Here is a 17,254-nt window from a genome sequence, read left to right as displayed (position 1 = left end):
CATCCGGATCTGCGCCCATGCGTGCGACTTCAGGCCCGCACGGTCGCGGACGGTTACGGGAATCACCGGTCGGCCCTAGGCTGTTCCCCCAGAGGTATCCGCTGACCTGGGAAAACGCAGCCCCGGAGCCCATCCGGCAGAGCTTGGAGCCGCCCGTGTTCTATTACGTACTCAAGTACGTCGTCCTGGGGCCGCTGCTGCGGTTGTTCTTCCGCCCCGTCGTCAAGGGGATGGAGAACATTCCCGCGGACGGCGCGGCGATCATCGCCGGCAACCATCTGTCCTTCTCCGACCACTTCCTGATGCCGGCGATCATCAAGCGGAGGGTTACCTTCCTCGCGAAGGCGGAGTACTTCACCGGGCCCGGTCTGAAGGGCCGGCTGACCGCGGCGTTCTTCCACAGCATCGGCCAGATCCCGGTGGACCGGTCGGGAAAGGAAGCGGGGCAGGCGGCGATCCGCGAAGGGCTCGGAGTGCTGGCCAGGGGTGAGCTGCTCGGCATCTACCCGGAGGGCACCCGTTCGCACGACGGGCGGCTCTACAAGGGCAAGGTCGGTGTGGCCGTGATGGCCATCCGGGCACAGGTCCCGGTGGTGCCGTGCGCGATGGTCGGCACGTTCGAGATCCAGCCGCCCGGGAAGGTCGTCCCGCGCATCAAGCAGGTCACCATCCGCTTCGGCGAACCGCTGGACTTCTCCCGCTACGCCGGCCTGGAGAACGAGAAGGCGGCGATCCGGGCGGTGACGGACGAGATCATGTACGCGATCCTCGGTCTCTCCGGTCAGGAGTACGTCGACGAGTACGCGGCCAAGGTGAAGGCGGCCGAACAGGCCGAAGGCGCCGGAAGGTTCCCCAAACGGCGACGCTGACAGCGGATTCGCGCTCGGTGAACCTCGCTGGTCCGGGCGCCCGCAGAGCCCCTAGCGTGCGGTGCATGGGCAAAGGACACGCATGGGTACTGGGAGCGACGGGTCAGATCGGACGGGCCGCGGTGCGCTCGCTCGTCGAGGACGGCTGGGACGTCACCGCCGCCTCGCGCGGTGGTGGCCGTGACACGAGCCGGCACGAGGACGTCCGGACGGCCGCGCTGGACCGCGACGAGGACGGCGCGCTCGCCGCGGCGCTCGGCGACGGCTGTGACGTGCTGGTGGACATGGTGGCGTACGGCGAGCGGCACGCCCGTCAGCTGACGGCGCTCGCGGACCGGGTCGGCTCCGCGGTGGTGATCTCCAGCGGTGCGGTGTACGAGGACGGCCGAGGCAGGAGTTTCGATACCCAGGGTGAGCCGGACGGGGCGCCTCGCTACCCGGTGCCGGTTGCGGAGTCGCAGGCCACGGTCGCACCGGGCGGGGCCACCTATGCGACGCGGAAGATCCGGCTGGAGCGGGACCTGCTGGCGGCGGGTGACTCGCTGCCGGTCACGCTGTTGCGGGCGGGCGCGGTCCACGGCCCGTACTGCCGCTCACCGCGGGAGCTCTATTTCGTGAAGCGGGCCCTGGACGGCCGTACGCGGCGGGTCCTGGCCTACGGGGGAACCTCGCGATTCCATCCCGTCCATGCGTCCAATGTGGCGGAGCTGATCCGTCTCGCCGCTCTGCAGCCGGGCTCGCGGGTGCTCAACGCCGCCGATCCGCAGGCGCCGACGGTCGCCGAGATCGGTGAGGCGGTGGACGCGGTGCTGGGCCGGAGCGCGCAGACCGTACTGATGCCGGGGGCTGCCACACCGGAAGGCGTGGGCGACACGCCCTGGAGCACTCCCCATCCCGTCGTGTACGACATGAGCGCCGCGGAGCGGGAGCTCGGCTACCGGGCGGTGACGGGCTATGCCGAGTCGCTGCCGGAGACGGTCGAGTGGATCGCCGGGCAGCTGGCGGGCCGTGACTGGACGGACGCGTATCCGGCGATGGTGCGCACCTACGGGACCGGCCTCTTCGACTACGCGGCAGAGGATGCCTGGCTGGAGCGGTACGACCGGGAGGTGTGAGCCGGGCGCGGCGACAGCGACGGGCCGCCGGTGGGTTACCGGCGGCCCGTCCCTGTCACTCGGGTGCTACGGCTTCGGCGTGGCGTGCGGGGCGCACGTCACGTCGCGCCGGTCGGTCTTCCCGGTGAGCAGGTAGCTGTCCACCCGCTCGTTGATGCAGGAGTTGACCAGCCCGGTGACGCCGTGCGAGCCGGCGCCCTCCTCGGTGATGAGCCGCGAACCCTTGAAGCGCTTGTGCAGTTCGACGGCGCCCTCGTAGGGAGTGGCGGCGTCACGTGTGGACTGCACGATCAGCACCGGCGGCAGCCCCTTGCCGGTGCGCACGTTCAGCGGGGTCTGCTGCTTGGCCTGCCAGGTCGCGCAGGGCAGGTTCATCCAGGCGTTGGCCCAGGTCATGAACGGGTGGTCCTGGTGCAGCCGGGTGTTGTCGCGGTCCCATGTGCGCCAGTTGGTGGGCCACTTGGCGTCCGCGCACTCGACCGCGGTGTACACGGCGTTGCTGTTCTCGGACCGGATGTTGCCCGCCGTGTCCGACAGGTCGGGGGCGGCGGCGTCGATCAGTGCCTGGGTGTCACCGGCCCGGTAGGCGCTCCAGGTCCGGGCGGTGGGCGCCCAGGCGGAGTCGTAGTACGGGGCGCTCTGGAAGAAGCCGATGAGCTCGGCGGGGCCGAGGACGCCGCCGATCGGGCTCTTCTTCGCGGCTGCGCGCAGCTTCAGCCACTCCTGCTCGACCTTCTGCGGCGTCGTGCCGATGTGGAAGGTGGCGTCGTTGGCGGCGACCCAGGCCTTCCAGTCGTCCCAGCGCTTCTGGAAGGCGATGTCCTGGTTGAGGTTCGCCTGGTACCAGATGTTGTCCTTCGCCGGGTTGACGACACTGTCGACGACCATGCGGCGGACGTGGGACGGGAAGAGGGTGCCGTAGACCGCGCCCAGGTAGGTGCCGTAGGAGACGCCCAGGTAGTTGAGCTTCTTCTCACCGAGCGCGGCGCGGATGACGTCCAGGTCGCGTGCGGTGTTCGGTGTCGTCATGTGCGGCAGCATGTCGCCGCTGCGTTCGGCGCAGCCGTCCGCGTACTCGGCGGCGAGCTTGCGCTGGGCGCGCTTGTCGGCCTCGGTGTCGGGCACCGGGTCGGCCTTGGGCGCCTTGACGAACTCCTGCGGGTCGACGCAGGAGATCGGCGCCGAGTGGCCGACGCCGCGGGGGTCGAAGCCGACGAAGTCGTAGGCCTTCGCCGCGTTGGCCCAGAGCGGGTTCTTGGTGACGATGCGCTTGGGGAACGCCATGCCCGAGCCGCCGGGGCCGCCGGGGTTGTAGATCAGGGCGCCCTGGCGCTCACCGCTGGTTCCGGTGCTGACGTGCCGGTCGACGGCTATCTTGATCTGCTTGCCGTCGGGCCGCGCGTAGTCGAGCGGGACGGTGACCCATCCGCACTGGATCGGCGCGGCGATGGCCCAGTCGGCCGGGCAGTCCGCCCAGTCGATGCCGGCCCTGGCGGCGCGTGCCGCGGCCAGCTGGACGCCGCGCGCCTCGGAGCCGTTGTGGTGGCGGCCGTCGGCGGTGGCAGCCGGTGCGGCTATCGCGCCCGCTATGAGCGTGCCCGCGATCAGAGCGCCGGCTGAGCCGAACGCTGCTGTGCGTCTCAAGTGGAACCTCCCCCATGGTGAAGCGCCTTCAGGTGCGGCGCGGTTCAGTAGGTACCTCCCGCGGATCCTGTCGCCTGTGAGCCGCCTGAGACAGATCGCACACACACTTCTTTACCGAATCGATAACCGGACACCGGACTCCTGCCAGCGGTGTTCAGCCATGCGCGGCAGCCGGTGTTCGGCCATGCGCGACAGCCCCGAGTTCCTCCGCCGCCTTGTTCAGTACAGCGCGCAACTCCCGTGCGTCGGCGGCGAGTACGGATACGAGCACGGCGGGTCCCGCCAGCCGGGTGAGCACGGCCGTGGCCCCCAGCACCCGGGTTTCCGGGCCCCGGTCTCCGAAGTCCGGGTCCACGACGAGCAGTTGTCCGGTGGCCCGGTGGCCGCCGAGCACGGCCGGGCCGTCCCAGCCGCCGGGCGCGCCGGGCCCGTAGGCCAGTTGCTGATCGAGGAGCGGGCGTCCGGCGCGGTGGACCGTGAGCCGGCTCCGGAGCGTTCCGGTGGTCTCGCCGTGCCGGCCCAGGATCTGTTCCTCGCGCAGTACCAGCCGTGCGGTGGGGGCGAGTTCGGCCACGGTCGTCATATGGAGTTCGCTGCCGTGCGCGGAGATCAGCTGCTCGGGCAGCCAGTGGAGCTCGGCACCCTCCTCGGCCTTCAGCGTGATGGCGTAGTCGGCCGCTGCCGGTGCGGGCCCGGGCCCGGGGAGGGCGACCGTGGCCGCCGCGGAGTCGACGGTGAGCCGGGTGCCCTGCCCAGCCCGTACCTGGATGGCGAGCCGGTCGCCGCCGAGCGGGGCGCTCATCGCGCCCACGACGGTGACGCGTGCGGCCCCGGGAAGGACGGCTCTCGTCCGGCGCGGTGCGAGCGGCCCGTCACTCTCCAGAACGGGGAGCGTGGTGGCGCCGCGTGCGTCGCGTACGGCGGTGATGCGGGCGGTGGCGCGGACGCTCACGCGGTCCAGGAGGCGAGCTGCCCCCGTACCCAGTCCGCGACGGGTCCGACACCTTCGCCCGAGGTGAGCGAGGTGAAGGCGACGGGCAGTTCGCCGCGCTGCTGTGCGGCGTCGTGGGCCATCCGGCCGAGGTCGGACCCGACGTAGGGTGCCAGGTCCGTCTTGTTGATCACCAGCAGGTCGGACGTGGTGACGCCGGGACCGCCCTTGCGGGGGATGTCGTCGCCGCCGGCGACGTCGATGATGAAGATCTGGGCGTCCACGAGCCCCTTGGAGAAGGTGGCCGTGAGGTTGTCACCGCCGGACTCCACGAGGATGAGGTCGAGCGGTCCCACGGTGTCCTCCAGGTCCTCGACGGCTTCGAGGTTGGCGGATATGTCGTCGCGGATGGCGGTGTGCGGGCAGGCGCCGGTCTCGACCGCCTGGATCCGCTCGGGCGGCAGCACCGCGTTGCGCAGCAGGAACGCCGCGTCCTCCCGCGTGTAGATGTCATTGGTGACGACGGCCAGGGACAGCTGGTCGCGCAGGGCCCGGCAGAGCGCTGCCACGGTCGCGGTCTTGCCGGATCCGACGGGTCCGCCGAGGCCGATCCGCAGGGCCCGCCGGGTGCCGTCGGGGCGTGCGGCGTCCGCTCCGAGTGCGGCCGGGCCGGCGTGGGCGTGATCGAGGTGCATGGTGCGGCTCCTGTGCTGTTGGGGCGGCGTACGTCTCGGCGCTGCGAGGTCACGAGGCGAAGAGCCGGACGGGGCGTGCGGCATGGGCCTCGGCAGCGATGTCGAGCAACGGGGCGGAGAAGGAAGGAAGTTCGCCGATGGGGCCGCGTGCGGCTGCGGCGGCCAGCTCGGCGACGTGGTCGAGCTCGGGGGCGAGCCCGGCCAGGACGGCGGTGGCATCGAAGGGGTTGAGGGAGAGCAGCCGGACGACGGCGGTGGCCGGTCCGCCGACCGTCTCGTACGCGGCGCAGTGTGCGGCGTCCTCGGGGGCGAGCCCCGCCGAGCGCGCGGTGAGGCCGAGCACGACGGGCTGGTGGCCGCCGCGTGGCCGGGCCAGCGCGAACGCGTCGAGTTCCTCGCCCGGCCAGGTCGCGCGGGCGGCCCGCATCAGCTGCCGGCCGAGCTTGCGGGCGACCGCCCGCAGGGCCGGTGAGGGCGTACGGGCGTCGGCGGCCTCGTCCAGGGCCAGCGGGTCGTGGCCGTGGGCGGCCGCCGCGGCGAGTGCCGCGGCGGTGAGCCCGGTGGTGTGCAGACGGCCCCGGCAGAACGCCGCGAGGTCGTCGGCGTCGCGGATGCGTCCTGCCACGACGGCCGCTTCGGCACCGCCGGAGTGGGCATGGCCCCCCGCGGGGAAGCGACCGTCGGAGAGGACGAGGAGGGCGGCTCGGCTCATCCCTGGTCCGTTCTCAGAAGAGGAAATAGCGCTGGGCCATGGGGAGTTCGGCGGCGGGCGCCGGTTCGACCGGCTCCCCGTCGATGGTCACGGCGAAGCTGTCCGGGTCGACGTCGACCCGGGGCAGCGCGTCGTTCTCCCGCATGTCGGCCTTGGTGACGCCCCGGGTACTGGTGATCGGCACGAACCGCTTTCCCAGGGCGAGCCGCTCCGGCAGCCCGTCCTCGATCGCCGCTGCCGAGACGAAGTTGAAGGAGTTGGCGGCCGGGGCCCTGCCGATCGCACCGAACATCGGGCGCGGCAGGACGGGCTGGGGGGTGGGAATGGAGGCGTTGGCGTCGCCCATCTGCGCGTACGCGATCTGGCCGCCCTTGATGACGGTCTGCGGCTTGACCCCGAAGAAGGCCGGTTCCCACAGGACCAGGTCCGCGAGCTTGCCCGTCTCCACGGAGCCGATCTCCCGGTCGAGGCCCTGCGCCACTGCCGGATTGATGGTGTATTTGGCGACATAGCGACGGACCCGGTGGTTGTCGGCCCGCCCGTCGCCCGGCAGTGCGCCTCGCCGCTTCTTCATCACGTGGGCGGTCTGCCAGGTGCGCAGCACGACCTCGCCGATGCGGCCCATGGCCTGGGAGTCGGAGGAGATGATCGAGATGGCGCCGAGGTCGTGCAGGATGTCCTCGGCCGCGATGGTCGAGGGCCGGATCCGTGACTCGGCGAATGCCAGATCCTCCGGCACGGCGGGGTTGAGGTGGTGGCAGACCATCAGCATGTCGAGGTGTTCCTCGATGGTGTTGACGGTGTGCGGCCGGGTCGGATTGGTCGAGCTGGGCAGGACGTACGGCTCCGAGACCACGCTGATGATGTCGGGGGCGTGCCCGCCGCCCGCGCCCTCGGTGTGATAGGCGTGGATGGTGCGCCCGGCGATGGCGGCCAGGGTGTCGGCGACGAATCCGGCCTCGTTGAGGGTGTCGGTGTGGATGGCGAGCTGGGCCCCGGTCTCCTCGCAGACACCCAGGCAGGCGTCGATGACCGCGGGGGTAGCGCCCCAGTCCTCATGAATCTTGAACCCGAGTGCACCGGCCCGCAGCTGGGACTCCATGGCGTCACGTGACATCGTGTTGCCCTTGCCGAGCAGACCGATGTTGACGGGGTACGCCTCCAGCGCCTCGAACATCCTGGCCAGGTGCCAGGGACCCGGGGTGATGGTGGTGGCCTTGGTGCCTTCGGCCGGGCCGGTTCCGCCGCCGACCAGGGTCGTGATGCCGCTGGACAGGGCCTCGTCGACGAGGGTCGGCGAGATGAAGTGCACATGGGCGTCAATGGCGCCCGCGGTGAGGAACTTCCCGTTGCCCGCGATGATTTCGGTCTCGGGGCCGATGACGAGGTCCGGATGGACGCCGTCCATCGTGTCCGGGTTCCCGGCCTTGCCGATCCCGGTGATCCGGCCGTCTCGGATTCCGATGTCCGCCTTGACGATGCCCCAGTGGTCGATGACGACGGCGCCGGTGATCACGGTGTCCGGCGCTCCTTCGGCACGGGTGGTGCGCGCCTGCCCCATGGACTCCCTGATCACCTTGCCCCCGCCGAACACCGCCTCGTCGCCCGCGAGTCCGGGTCCGCCGCAGCGGTCCTCCTCGATCTCCACGAGCAGACCGGTGTCGGCCAGGCGGATCCGGTCGCCGGCGGTGGGGCCGAACAGGTCGGCGTACACGGCACGGTGGAGCTCAGCCATCGAGGGGACCTCCGGTCTGCCCGCGCAGGCCGGGGACGATACGCCGCCCGGCCAGCGGAACGAGTTCGATGTCGACGGGGACGCCCGGCTCGAAGCGAACGGCCGTTCCGGCGGCGATGTTCAGCCGCAGTCCGCGCGCGGCCGCACGATCGAACTCGAGGCCGGGATTGGCCTCGGCGAAGTGGTAGTGCGATCCCACCTGAACCGGCCGGTCGGCCGCGTTGAGGACGGTGAGGCGGCTGACGGGCCGGCCCGCGTTGAGCGGCACGGAGCCCTCCGCGTACAGGATCTCTCCCGGAATCATCGGCGGCGGCCCGTCAGACGATCGGTTCGTGGACGGTGACGAGCTTGGTGCCGTCCGGGAACGTCGCCTCGACCTGCACGTCGTGGATCATCTCGGCTATGCCGTCCATGACGTCGTCCCGGGTGAGCACCTTGCGTCCGGACGCCATGAGTTCGGCGACCGTACGGCCGTCGCGCGCCCCCTCCATCAGATGGGAGGTGATGAGAGCGACGGCCTCGGGGTGGTTGAGCCGCAGCCCTCGAGCGCGGCGCTTCTCGGCCACGTCGGCGGCCACATGTATGAGCAGGCGTTCCTGCTCGTGCGGGGTCAGTTGCACGCGTCCACCTCACAGTTGTCCGCCCAGTTCCGGCCCTGGGCGCAGCGAGACACTAGCGATCTTCAACAGCCTGTTGAAGATCGAACCGGTGTCGCACGGCGAGGTATTGCACGTTAGAGCCGAAGTTTTTCCGGCGCGTTAACTGGCCCTTTGCAGATCCATGGACATCAGCCCGCGCAGACCGTCCTCGAGGACCTCGGGTCCCGCGTCGCCGAACATGGCGAGTTGGGCGATGAGACCCTGGGCGGTGGCGATCAGCGTGCGGGCGATGTGCTCGTCCGGCACCCCGGCAGCGAGCATCCCGCGTGCGCGGTACTCACCGACCAGTTCCGTCCAGGAAATCCGCAGACCCTCGTACGCCTCGCCGAGCGTGGCCGCCAGCCGCTCGCTGCGCAGGGTCTCGGCCCACACCTGGACGATCAGCCCGGCGTACGCCCTCGGATCCAGCCCTGCCCTCCGCGCGGCGTCGTCGCCGAACAGGGTGCGCACCACGCGGCCGATCAGCACGTCAGGGGTGGGCGGAGGACTGACTCGGGCGGCACGCTCGAACGCCTGCCGGACCCCGCCGACCGCCTCGCCGGCGATCGCGGCGATCAGATCCTCCTTGCCGCCGAAGTAGCGGTAGACCGCACCGGCCGACAGCCCGACCTCCTTGAACACGTCCTGCATCGAGGTGGCGTGGAACCCGTCACGGGCGAAACACCGGGCCGCCCCGTCGAGGATCTGCCGGCGGCGGGCGTCGAGGTGCTCCTGGGATACACGGGCCATGAACCCAATCTAAAACGAACGTTCCTTCTTGACAAGGGTCACCGCCCGGCACGACAGTGGCGCCATCACGGAAAACGAACGATCATTCTCTTTGGAATCGAGGTTCCCGTCATGCCCGCTGCCCCGAACCGCCGTTTGGTGGCGGTCGTCCTCCTGGTCCCTGTCGTGGTGGCGCTCGCCCTGTGGGCCTTCGCCTGGCCCGCCGCCCGCATGGCTCCCCGCGACCTCCCCCTCGGCATCGCCGGCTCCGCACCGGCCGCCGACCGGCTGGCGCGGCAGCTCGAACAGCGCGAAGGCGCTTTCGAGATCCACCGTTACGACTCCGAGGCCGCCGCCCGCACCGCGATCGAGGCCCGCTCCGTATACGGCGCGGTCGTCGTCACACCGAAGGGCCCCGAACTGCTGACGGCCTCCGCCGCCGGCCCCGCGGTCGCCCAGTTGCTGAGCGAAGCGGTGACCGCATCCGCGCCCGCGGGCACCGCGGTGCCGGTCACGGACGTGGTGGCGGCACCGGCCGCCGATCCGCGGGGCAGTGTCCTCGGCGCGAGCATCCTGCCCCTGGCGATCGCGGGCGTGGCCGCCGGTTCGGCCGTGACGCTGCTGCGGCTGCGCGGTGGGCGCGCGGTCACGGCGCTGCTCGGCGTGGCCGCCCTGGTAGGGGCCGTCGCCGCCGCGCTCACCGACAGCTGGCTCGGAGTCATCACCGGTGACTGGTGGAGCGAGGCGGGGGCCCTCGGCCTCACGGTGCTCGCCATCGGCGCCACGGTGGCGGGGCTCGCCGCGCTGATCGGACCGGCGGGCGTCGGGCTCGGGGCGCTGCTCATGGTGCTCGTGGGCAATCCGTTCTCGGGCGTCACCAGCGCGCCGGAACTGCTCCCCCGGCCGGTCGGGGCGATCGGCCAGTGGCTGCCGCCGGGCGCGGGCGGCTCATTGCTGCGCTCGGTCGCCTACTTCGACGGGCGGGCGGCGGGCGGCGCGGCCCTGACCCTGGCCCTGTGGGCCGCGCTCGGCCTCACCGCGGTGATCATCGGCGGCCGCCGCCGGCTCCCGGCACCAAAGGCGCCCGAGGCCACGCCCGCGCGACAGCCCGCACTCGCGGGCTGAGCGGCCGGCCGTGAAGGCCGTGGGTCCCCGCCGACAGCGGGGGCGCACGGCCTTCCTGCGTTCCGTCAGTTGCCCGGCCCCTGCTGCCCCCGGTGCTCGGCAGCGATCCCGAAGCGGTGCCGTTCGCCCGGAGCGGACGTGGAGGAGCCGATCGAGGAGACCGAACTGATCACCTGCTCCCGCTCCGCCGCCTCCTCGTTCTCGAGTCGCTCCAGGTCAGCGGCTGATACGAACGCCACCAGGGGCTTGCCGTGCCGCGTCACGACCACGCGCTCGCCGCCGTAGACGACTCGGTTGATCAGTTCGGCGAGGTCGGCTCGGGCTTGCGTCACCGGAATCTCATAGACCATGCTCCCATCATAACCTTCTGTACGTCCTGTACGTTTTTTACAGACGTGCGCGGGCGCCCTCCCGGACCCGCGCGCCCCGGAGGAGAGGTCCGCCATGCACCGCCCCGCCGCCCGCCATGTACTGCCCGAGTTCACGGAGCGCACGTCCCAGGGGACGCGCACGCTCGACCCGTACTCCAAACTGCTCGCCGAACGGGTCGTGTTCCTCGGGACGCCCGTCGACGACACGGCGGCCACCGATCTGGTCGCCCAGTTCATGTACCTGGAACACGACGCTCCCGACCGGCCGATCTCGCTCTACATCAACTCCCCGGGCGGCTCGTTCGGCGCCATGACCGCCATCTACGACACGATGGCGTACCTCACCTGCGAGGTGGAGACCTTCTGCCTCGGCCAGGCGGGGGCCGCCGCGGCCGTACTCCTCGCAGCGGGCGCCCCGGGCAAGCGACACGCACTGCCGGGCGCCCGCGTGGTGGTGCAGCAGCCCGAACTCCCCGAGCCCGTACAGGGGCAGCCGTCCGACCTGGAGATCGAGGCGCGTGAACTGGCCCGGATGCGCGACACGCTGACCGGCATGCTGGCCCGTCACACCGGCCGCCCCTCCGAGCAGATCGCAGCTGACACCGAGCGCGATCTGATCCTCGACGCCGAAGGCGCCAAGGACTACGGGCTGGTCGACCACATCGTGCGACGACGCGGCCCGGCGCTGCCTCCGCGCCCCGGGAGGTGAATCCGCGATGCAACCACCGGAGTTCGCACCCCTGCCCGCCCTGACCCGCGCGGAGGGCGAGTTCATCGACCGCTATCTGCAAGTCCTCGATCAGGTGGGCCGGATCAATCCGGCCCACGGTGGCGACACCTACGGCGCCCTGCGTGCCGCCCAGGCGCTGGCCTCGTACTCGGCCGCGCTGCGGGACGCGCTCACGTTGATGCACGAGCGGGGCGAAGACCGGATCCACGCGGCCACGTTGACCCGGGCGCTGCGCGTTCTCGACGGCGAGAGGCGCTCCGGGCGGGTCACCGTGCCGCCCGACCCGCCGAGTTGATCAGTTCGACGGACCGACACGCCCAACGCGTGGACCGGATTTTCTCGCTCGTTCGGCGTAGGCGCTACTTCGCACGAGGGACAACTCGATTTGCGTTTTCGAAGTGGACTCTGGGTGAAATCTCCCGTTCCGTCGCTGGTGCCGCACCGGTCGGCAGGGCCCTGCGGTTTGCCGCAACGTCACCTGTCCACCCGAACGGATCATTGGTGATGAGCCTCACATATGGCTGTTTCACCTCGGAAATCCGGCACTCGGTGAGTCAAGATCCCTGGGACGACAAGCCCCCGCCACCGCGGCGGGGCGGTCCGGGCGGACGCCGAGTCCTGCCGCCGCCCGGATGCCTGGTCGACAGGAGTGGATCGGCAGGAGTGGAGGACCCAGCACAACGGGTCGACCGGATTTCCGGTCGTCCCTCGGGGTGAAGCCGCATCCGCGGCCGGGCGACTTCGCCGGCCCGAACCCGACAGGTCATCCTTCACAGGCGGCTGACGAAGGGTTGCGCATGACTGCGCAGGTTCATGTCCCATCTCTGCTTGCCCGGGCCGGTACGGCCTCGGTGATGACTCTCGCCGCCGTAGGCGGCACGCTGTTCGTTCCCGGCGCCGTGACCGACGCCCAGGCCGCCACCCATTCGATGAAGGCCCTCACCATCGCCGCGTCGAAGAAGGGGGCGCCCTACCGGTGGGGCGCCACCGGGCCCAGCCGCTTCGACTGTTCCGGGCTCACGCTCTACTCGTTCAAGAAGGCCGGCAAGAAGCTCCCGCGCACGGCCCAGCAGCAGTACAACAAGACCCGTCACATCTCGTCGTCCAAGCGGCAACGCGGCGACCTGGTCTTCTTCCACTCCGGCCGCAGCATCTACCACGTGGGCATCTACGCGGGCAGCGGCAAGATCTGGCACTCGCCCAAGACCGGGGCCGTGGTCCGCCTGGAGAAGATCTGGACGAAGAGCGTCTACTACGGACGCGTCCGTTGAGGCCCCTCCCCCGCCCCGGCCCGTGCTCCCGCGTCAGTGCACCAGCGGGCCCGTCACCAGGGCCAGCCCCAGTGCGGTGAGTGCCGCGCCGCTGCCGCCCTCGATCGCCCGGGCGGTACGCGGCCGGCGCAGCCACCGGCCGAGGCGGTCCACCAGGAGCGCCACGAGCGGGAACCAGATCAGCGCCAGCACCACAACGATCGCGGCGAGCAGCAGCGTCCTGGGCAGGGGCGCGGCCCCGGCCGGCACGAACTGCGGCAGCAGGCTGAGGAAGAGCACGGGCGCCTTGGGGTTCAGCGCGTTGGTCAGGAATCCCTGACGCAGTGCGCGGCCCGTCCGCAGGCCCGTCCGCCCGCCGTCCGCCTCGTCGGGCCCGGGCTCCGCATCCTGCCCGGCGCCGCGCCGGGCCGCGCACAGAGCGCCGATCCCCAGGTAGAGCACGTAGGCGCCACCCAGCAGCTGGATGATCCGGAACAGCACGGGCACCGCCACCAGCACGGCGGCCAGACCGGCGACGGCGAGCGCGGTGTGCACGAGGAGGCCCCCGGCGACCCCGAGCGCGGTCGCCACCCCTGCCGCGCGCGAGGCGAGGGCATTGCGTACGACGACGGTGAAGTCCGCGCCGGGCAGCGCGACCATGGCGGTGGCGACCCCGACGAAAGCGGTCAGTTGTGCGTCCATGGGTCCACCCTGGACCGCAGGAGCCTTTAGCGTGTACTTGTAATCTCCTGGGTCTGCCAAAAGGAATGCTTAATGTACGACCCGACACGGCTCGCGGCGCTGGTGGCGGTCGCCGAGGCCGGTTCGATCACCCGGGCCGCCGCACGCCTGGGCTACACGGCCCCGGCGCTCTCCCAGCAGCTCGCCAAGCTGGAGCGGGAGGCGGGGGCGGCGCTGCTGGTGCGCCATCACCGGGGCGCCCGGCTGACCGCGGCGGGCGAGCTGCTCGCCGGACGCGCCCGGCGGGTCCTCGACGAGATGGAGCAGGCCCGGCACGAGCTGGCCCGGCTCGCCGGACTCTCCGGCGGGCGCCTGCGGGTCGGCACCTTCACCACCGCGGGCATCCATCTGCTGCCCCCGGTACTGAGCGCGTTCCGGCGGGCCCACCCGGACGTGGAACTGGCGGTCACCGAGTACGAGCCGCCGGGCGGGGTGGCCGCGGTGGCGGCGGGCGAGGTGGATCTGGCGCTGACCCATGACTACGAGCCCGGACCCGTGACGCCGCCGCCCTCGGGTGTCCTGACCGAGCCGGTCCTGATCGAGGAACTGGTCCTGATCACGGCCGTCGGCCAGGTCCTGGCGGACGGCAGCGGGCGGCTTCCGGTGACGGAGCTGGCGGGCAGGCCCCTGATCAGCAGCGCGCCCACACACCCGCCGCGCCGCGGGGTGGAGAGCGCGCTCGCCGAGGCGGGGGCCCTGCCCGCGGTGGTCTGCGAGTCGCCCGGCTACGCGCTGGTGTGCGCCCTGGTCAGTGCGGGCATCGGGATGGCCGTGGTGCCGGAGATGGTCGCCGCCATGTCGCCGACGCCCCTGTCCGTACGACGGCTGGAGCCGGCCTCGTTCCGCCGGACGATCTCGGTGGTCCATCGCGGGGACCGTACGAGCCCCGCGGCATCGACGCTCCAGGCGCTGCTGCGCAGCGGATTCGGGCGGGCCGCGACGCCTGGGTGACCGCGACGCGCGACGGAACGGTTCAGTGCTGGACGGGCAGGTGCCACGGCAGCGCGATCCACACGGTCTTCCCGCCGTCCGGGGTGGGCGTGACGGTGAGCCGGCCACCGTACTCCTTGGCCAGCGAGCGGATGATCACCATGCCGCGGCCGTTGTCCTGCTGCACGGCCGCCGGCAGCCGCTGGGGCCACCGGGGGTGACTGTCCGTCACCCCGAGGCGCAGCTGCTCCTCGCGCTCCAGCCGGAGGTCCACGGTGAAGGTGGGTGACTGTCCGAACGTGTGCTGGACCGCGTTGGTCGCGAGTTCCGAGACGATCAGCCGGACGGTCTCGCCCGTGTCCGTGCCGTCGGGCAGTCCCCATTCGGCCAGTACCCGGGCCACATAGCGCCGGGCTGCGGAGACCGAGACCGGCTCGCTCGGCAGCGTGACACGTGCTTCCTGATGGTCTGCCATGGCGAGCCGTCCCTTTCCCACCCGGAAGCGACCCCGCGATCGATGGTCCGGGTTGTGCTTCGCGCCAGATTGCCACTGATGCTGCCCGCTGTAACGGCGATCCACCAAGATATGCATATATCTGTCGCTCAAAGCGGTGAACTCTGCACCGGATGCGCCGTGAGGGCGCCACACTGTCCGCTCGGCGGGGAGTGGGAGGGAGGCACCACATGCAGCACGGCCCTGCGGTGCGACGCCGCAAGCTCGGGGAGGAGCTGCGGAGTCTGCGTCACGCGTCGGGACTCACGAGCCGGGACGCGGCGCGTCTGCTCGGCTGGCATCAGTCCAAGGTCAGCCGGATCGAGACCGGTGTGAGCGGAGTGAGGCCGGGTGACGTGACCCGGCTGCTCGACACCTACGGCACCAACGACCCGAAGTTGCGGGAGGTACTGGAGGCACTCGCGGGTTCCGCGGGCGGCGGGGGCGCGGGGTGGTGGCACGCCTACCGCGGTCTCATCCCGCCGCAGTACCGCGACTTCATCAGTCTGGAATCACAGGCGCGCACCGCCCGCACCCTGGAGACATCAGTGGTGCCGGGCCTGTTGCAGACCGCCGGCTACGCCCGTGCGGTGACCCGGGCCTCGCTCGACGGACTGCCCACGGGACAGCTCGACTCGCTCGTGGAAGTACGGCTGGCGCGGCAGGGCGTCCTGCGGAGCGATCCTCCGCTGCGGCTGAGCGCGGTACTGGACGAGGCGGTGCTGCGGCGGGAGGTCGGGGGCCGCCGGGTGATGCGGGAGCAGTTGCGCCATCTCAGCAGGGTGGCCCAACTACCGAATGTGCGGCTCCAGTTGTTGCCGTTCTCGGTCGGTGGCTATGTGGGCCTCACCGGACCTTTCGTTATCTTCTCATTTCCGACCACTTCTGATCTGGATGTGGTCGTTCTTGACCACTTGACGAGTAGCCTCTACCTGGAGCGGAAAGAAGACCTCGAGGCGTACAGCTCGGCCTTCCGCACCCTTCAGGAACACGCGCTGTCGCCGGAGCACTCGTTGGATCTGATCGCCGCAATCGACCGCGACGGTCGGTGAACCCGGACTGCCCGAGGGAGCGTCATGTCGGATTGCCTCGCACAGCACGCGTTACGGTGGCGGCGCAGCAGCCGCAGCACGGGAATGAACAACTGCGTGGAGGCCGCGCCGTTCGGTGGCCGGCGGCTGGCCGTGCGCGACTCCAAGGACCTTTCCAGGCCGCCTCTGCAGTTCTCCGCGACGGCCTGGACCTCCTTCGTCACCGCCCTGAACGGCGACTCCGTCCGCTGAACCGGACGCCGCGGAGCGGCGGATTCCGGCGTCTCAGCCGGCCGGGGCGGTCCGCCGTACGACCGCCACCGCGTGGGCGATCTGCTCGTCCGTCAGGTCGGCGCGTGCGGTCAGCCGCAGCCGGGAGATGCCGTCCGGTACGGACGGCGGCCGGAAGCACCCCACAGCGATGCCGGCGGCCCGGCAGTCGGACGCCCAGCGGACGGCGGCATCCGCCGAGGGCGCGCGTACCGAGACCACGGCCGCGTCGGGCCTGACCGCGGTCAGGCCCGACGCGGTCAGCTGCCCGTACAGCGCGGTGGCGACGGTACGGGCCCTGGCCGCGCGTGCCGGTTCGCGCCGCAGCAGCCGCAGGCTGCCGAGCGCGGCGCCGACGGCGGCCGGGGCGAGCCCGGTGTCGAAGATGAAGGTACGGGCGGTGTTGACGAGGTGGTCGATCACGCGGGCCGGGCCGAGGACCGCACCGCCCTGGCTGCCCAGCGACTTGGAGAGGGTGAGCGTGGTGACGATGCCGTCGCCGCCCGCCAAGCCGGCCGCGGCGGGGGCGCCCCGGCCGCCTTCCCCGAGTACGCCCAGCCCGTGCGCGTCGTCGACGAGCAGCGCGGCGTTCTCCGCGCGGCAGGCGTCGGCCAGTTCGGCCAGCGGCGCGGCGTCACCGTCGACCGAGAAGACCGAGTCGGTGACCGCCAGGGACCGGCCCGGGTGCGCGTGCAGGCTCTTGCGTACGGCATCGGGGTCGGCGTGCGGCACGACGGCGGTCTCGGCCCGCGAGAGCCGGCAGCCGTCGACGATCGAGGCGTGGTTGCCCGCGTCCGACACGATCAGCGAACCCCGGCCGGTCAGGGCGGTGAGCGCGGCGAGGTTGGCGGCGTACCCCGAGGACAGGACCAGGGCCGCCTCGAAACCGCAGAATTCGGCCAGTTCGCGTTCGAGCTCGGCGTGCAGTGCGGTGGAACCCGTGACCAGCCGGGAGCCGGTGGACCCGCCGCCCCAGCGGCGTGCCGCGTCGGCCGCGGCAGCGGTCACCTCCGGATGCCGCGTGAGGCCGAGGTAGTCGTTGCTCGCGAGGTCCAGCAGTTCCGGTTCGGCGGGCCGCGGCCGGAGCGTACGGACAAGTCCGGCGTCCGCGCGGCGGCGCGCCTCCTCGTCGATCCAGTCGAACGGGGCGAAGGACATGAGCGGGTCCCTTTTGTAGGCAGCTCACAGACCCTAACCGCGGGCGCGGCCGGTCATGGTGTGGCCATGCACACACCCTCAGCGGGC

At 71.4% G+C, this 17,254-nt stretch carries 21 protein-coding genes and 1 riboswitch; of the genes, 9 read left to right on the top strand and 12 right to left on the bottom strand.

Translation table 11 applies throughout. The annotated features are described in order from the left end of the window. Positions 1-155 precede the first annotated feature (155 nt). Both EAO72_RS00965 and EAO72_RS00960 read left to right on the top strand, forming a co-directional pair. Positions 156-869, top strand: coding sequence for a lysophospholipid acyltransferase family protein (locus EAO72_RS00965; RefSeq protein WP_148015260.1), 714 nt, complete (start codon positions 156-158; stop codon positions 867-869). A 65-nt stretch (positions 870-934) separates the two neighbouring features. Beyond that, on the top strand, positions 935-1,984 hold the full coding sequence (locus tag EAO72_RS00960; RefSeq protein ID WP_148015259.1) for an NAD-dependent epimerase/dehydratase family protein: 1,050 nt from the start codon (positions 935-937) through the stop codon (positions 1,982-1,984). A gap of 66 nt (positions 1,985-2,050) precedes the next feature. Here the strand turns inward: EAO72_RS00960 and EAO72_RS00955 are convergent, their stop codons facing one another. The 8 genes from EAO72_RS00955 to EAO72_RS00920 form a co-directional block, all read right to left on the bottom strand. After that, positions 2,051-3,628, bottom strand: a complete 1,578-nt coding sequence (locus EAO72_RS00955; protein ID WP_148015258.1) for an alpha/beta hydrolase — start codon at positions 3,626-3,628, stop codon at positions 2,051-2,053. 154 nt (positions 3,629-3,782) lie between these two features. Continuing rightward, on the bottom strand, positions 3,783-4,580 hold the full coding sequence (locus EAO72_RS00950) for an urease accessory protein UreD (protein WP_148015257.1): 798 nt from the start codon (positions 4,578-4,580) through the stop codon (positions 3,783-3,785). Further along, a complete protein-coding gene (ureG, locus tag EAO72_RS00945; protein ID WP_148015256.1) occupies positions 4,577-5,254 on the bottom strand; it encodes an urease accessory protein UreG in 678 nt (225 codons plus the stop codon). The genes EAO72_RS00950 and ureG overlap by 4 nt, the downstream gene beginning before the upstream one ends. Positions 5,255-5,303: 49 nt before the next feature. Continuing rightward, a complete protein-coding gene (locus tag EAO72_RS00940) occupies positions 5,304-5,966 on the bottom strand; it encodes an urease accessory protein UreF (protein WP_148015255.1) in 663 nt (220 codons plus the stop codon). A 13-nt stretch (positions 5,967-5,979) separates the two neighbouring features. Beyond that, positions 5,980-7,701 (bottom strand): urease subunit alpha, encoded by a 1,722-nt coding sequence (locus EAO72_RS00935; RefSeq protein WP_148015254.1) that lies wholly within the window; start codon positions 7,699-7,701, stop codon positions 5,980-5,982. Further along, positions 7,694-8,005 carry an urease subunit beta gene (locus EAO72_RS00930; RefSeq protein WP_148015253.1) on the bottom strand — a complete coding sequence of 104 codons (312 nt, stop codon included), beginning with the start codon at positions 8,003-8,005 and terminating at the stop codon, positions 7,694-7,696. The genes EAO72_RS00935 and EAO72_RS00930 overlap by 8 nt, the downstream gene beginning before the upstream one ends. A gap of 13 nt (positions 8,006-8,018) precedes the next feature. After that, positions 8,019-8,321: an urease subunit gamma gene (locus EAO72_RS00925; protein ID WP_148015252.1), complete on the bottom strand. Its 303-nt coding sequence runs from the start codon at positions 8,319-8,321 to the stop codon at positions 8,019-8,021. Positions 8,322-8,459: 138 nt separating this feature from the next. Beyond that, entirely contained in the window at positions 8,460-9,089 is a 630-nt protein-coding gene (locus EAO72_RS00920) for a TetR/AcrR family transcriptional regulator (protein ID WP_148015251.1), read from the bottom strand. Between the two features lie 111 nt (positions 9,090-9,200). Between EAO72_RS00920 and EAO72_RS00915 the strand changes: the two genes are divergently transcribed. Further along, entirely contained in the window at positions 9,201-10,193 is a 993-nt protein-coding gene (locus EAO72_RS00915; RefSeq protein WP_148015250.1) for an ABC transporter permease, read from the top strand. A 65-nt stretch (positions 10,194-10,258) separates the two neighbouring features. Here EAO72_RS00915 and EAO72_RS00910 read toward each other — a convergent pair whose 3' ends face one another. Continuing rightward, positions 10,259-10,543: a type II toxin-antitoxin system Phd/YefM family antitoxin gene (locus tag EAO72_RS00910; protein WP_148015249.1), complete on the bottom strand. Its 285-nt coding sequence runs from the start codon at positions 10,541-10,543 to the stop codon at positions 10,259-10,261. Positions 10,544-10,637: 94 nt separating this feature from the next. On the opposite strand from EAO72_RS00910, the gene EAO72_RS00905 reads away from it, so the two are divergent. The 3 genes from EAO72_RS00905 (at position 10,638) to EAO72_RS00895 (ending at position 12,565) form a co-directional block, all read left to right on the top strand. Further along, the gene (locus tag EAO72_RS00905; RefSeq protein WP_148015248.1) at positions 10,638-11,273 is read left to right on the top strand and encodes an ATP-dependent Clp protease proteolytic subunit; all 636 of its coding nucleotides are present in this window, start codon (positions 10,638-10,640) and stop codon (positions 11,271-11,273) included. A gap of 7 nt (positions 11,274-11,280) precedes the next feature. Continuing rightward, positions 11,281-11,589, top strand: coding sequence for a hypothetical protein (locus EAO72_RS00900; RefSeq protein ID WP_148015247.1), 309 nt, complete (start codon positions 11,281-11,283; stop codon positions 11,587-11,589). A gap of 328 nt (positions 11,590-11,917) precedes the next feature. Next, positions 11,918-12,088, top strand: a riboswitch (cyclic di-AMP (ydaO/yuaA leader). A gap of 3 nt (positions 12,089-12,091) precedes the next feature. Next, entirely contained in the window at positions 12,092-12,565 is a 474-nt protein-coding gene (locus EAO72_RS00895) for a C40 family peptidase (RefSeq protein WP_148015246.1), read from the top strand. A 33-nt stretch (positions 12,566-12,598) separates the two neighbouring features. Here EAO72_RS00895 and EAO72_RS00890 read toward each other — a convergent pair whose 3' ends face one another. After that, positions 12,599-13,246 carry a LysE family translocator gene (locus EAO72_RS00890; protein ID WP_148015245.1) on the bottom strand — a complete coding sequence of 216 codons (648 nt, stop codon included), beginning with the start codon at positions 13,244-13,246 and terminating at the stop codon, positions 12,599-12,601. A gap of 72 nt (positions 13,247-13,318) precedes the next feature. Here EAO72_RS00890 and EAO72_RS00885 point away from each other — a divergent pair, with 72 nt between their 5' ends. Continuing rightward, complete coding sequence (locus EAO72_RS00885) at positions 13,319-14,236, top strand: LysR family transcriptional regulator (protein WP_148015244.1); 918 nt, start codon at positions 13,319-13,321, stop codon at positions 14,234-14,236. 22 nt (positions 14,237-14,258) lie between these two features. Here EAO72_RS00885 and EAO72_RS00880 read toward each other — a convergent pair whose 3' ends face one another. Next, a complete protein-coding gene (locus EAO72_RS00880; RefSeq protein WP_148015243.1) occupies positions 14,259-14,690 on the bottom strand; it encodes an ATP-binding protein in 432 nt (143 codons plus the stop codon). Between the two features lie 209 nt (positions 14,691-14,899). On the opposite strand from EAO72_RS00880, the gene EAO72_RS00875 reads away from it, so the two are divergent. Both EAO72_RS00875 and EAO72_RS00870 read left to right on the top strand, forming a co-directional pair. Next, complete coding sequence (locus EAO72_RS00875; protein WP_148015242.1) at positions 14,900-15,760, top strand: helix-turn-helix domain-containing protein; 861 nt, start codon at positions 14,900-14,902, stop codon at positions 15,758-15,760. A 24-nt stretch (positions 15,761-15,784) separates the two neighbouring features. After that, complete coding sequence (locus EAO72_RS00870; RefSeq protein WP_148015241.1) at positions 15,785-15,991, top strand: DUF397 domain-containing protein; 207 nt, start codon at positions 15,785-15,787, stop codon at positions 15,989-15,991. 33 nt (positions 15,992-16,024) lie between these two features. Here EAO72_RS00870 and EAO72_RS00865 read toward each other — a convergent pair whose 3' ends face one another. Next, on the bottom strand, positions 16,025-17,167 hold the full coding sequence (locus EAO72_RS00865) for an 8-amino-7-oxononanoate synthase (protein ID WP_148015240.1): 1,143 nt from the start codon (positions 17,165-17,167) through the stop codon (positions 16,025-16,027). Between the last annotated feature and the right edge of the window lie 87 nt (positions 17,168-17,254).

The sequence above is a fragment of the Streptomyces sp. OR43 genome (assembly GCF_008042275.1).
In the GTDB taxonomy this organism is placed as follows: domain Bacteria; phylum Actinomycetota; class Actinomycetes; order Streptomycetales; family Streptomycetaceae; genus Streptomyces.
This window is presented reverse-complemented; position numbering and strand designations above follow the sequence as displayed.

Excerpts from the sequence above, each read along its gene's own strand:
- EAO72_RS00920 (WP_148015251.1), bottom strand. The coding sequence starts at position 9,089 with ATGGCCCGTGTATCCCAGGAGCACCTCGACGCCCGCCGCCGGCAGATC.
- EAO72_RS00905 (WP_148015248.1), top strand. The coding sequence starts at position 10,638 with ATGCACCGCCCCGCCGCCCGCCATGTACTGCCCGAGTTCACGGAGCGC.
- EAO72_RS00890 (WP_148015245.1), bottom strand. The coding sequence starts at position 13,246 with ATGGACGCACAACTGACCGCTTTCGTCGGGGTCGCCACCGCCATGGTC.
- EAO72_RS00870 (WP_148015241.1), top strand. The coding sequence starts at position 15,785 with ATGTCGGATTGCCTCGCACAGCACGCGTTACGGTGGCGGCGCAGCAGC.
- EAO72_RS00900 (WP_148015247.1), top strand. The coding sequence starts at position 11,281 with ATGCAACCACCGGAGTTCGCACCCCTGCCCGCCCTGACCCGCGCGGAG.
- EAO72_RS00960 (WP_148015259.1), top strand. The coding sequence starts at position 935 with ATGGGCAAAGGACACGCATGGGTACTGGGAGCGACGGGTCAGATCGGA.
- EAO72_RS00875 (WP_148015242.1), top strand. The coding sequence starts at position 14,900 with ATGCAGCACGGCCCTGCGGTGCGACGCCGCAAGCTCGGGGAGGAGCTG.
- EAO72_RS00915 (WP_148015250.1), top strand. The coding sequence starts at position 9,201 with ATGCCCGCTGCCCCGAACCGCCGTTTGGTGGCGGTCGTCCTCCTGGTC.
- EAO72_RS00935 (WP_148015254.1), bottom strand. The coding sequence starts at position 7,701 with ATGGCTGAGCTCCACCGTGCCGTGTACGCCGACCTGTTCGGCCCCACC.
- EAO72_RS00865 (WP_148015240.1), bottom strand. The coding sequence starts at position 17,167 with ATGTCCTTCGCCCCGTTCGACTGGATCGACGAGGAGGCGCGCCGCCGC.
- EAO72_RS00940 (WP_148015255.1), bottom strand. The coding sequence starts at position 5,966 with ATGAGCCGAGCCGCCCTCCTCGTCCTCTCCGACGGTCGCTTCCCCGCG.
- ureG (WP_148015256.1), bottom strand. The coding sequence starts at position 5,254 with ATGCACCTCGATCACGCCCACGCCGGCCCGGCCGCACTCGGAGCGGAC.
- EAO72_RS00930 (WP_148015253.1), bottom strand. The coding sequence starts at position 8,005 with ATGATTCCGGGAGAGATCCTGTACGCGGAGGGCTCCGTGCCGCTCAAC.
- EAO72_RS00880 (WP_148015243.1), bottom strand. The coding sequence starts at position 14,690 with ATGGCAGACCATCAGGAAGCACGTGTCACGCTGCCGAGCGAGCCGGTC.
- EAO72_RS00910 (WP_148015249.1), bottom strand. The coding sequence starts at position 10,543 with ATGGTCTATGAGATTCCGGTGACGCAAGCCCGAGCCGACCTCGCCGAA.
- EAO72_RS00885 (WP_148015244.1), top strand. The coding sequence starts at position 13,319 with ATGTACGACCCGACACGGCTCGCGGCGCTGGTGGCGGTCGCCGAGGCC.
- EAO72_RS00895 (WP_148015246.1), top strand. The coding sequence starts at position 12,092 with ATGACTGCGCAGGTTCATGTCCCATCTCTGCTTGCCCGGGCCGGTACG.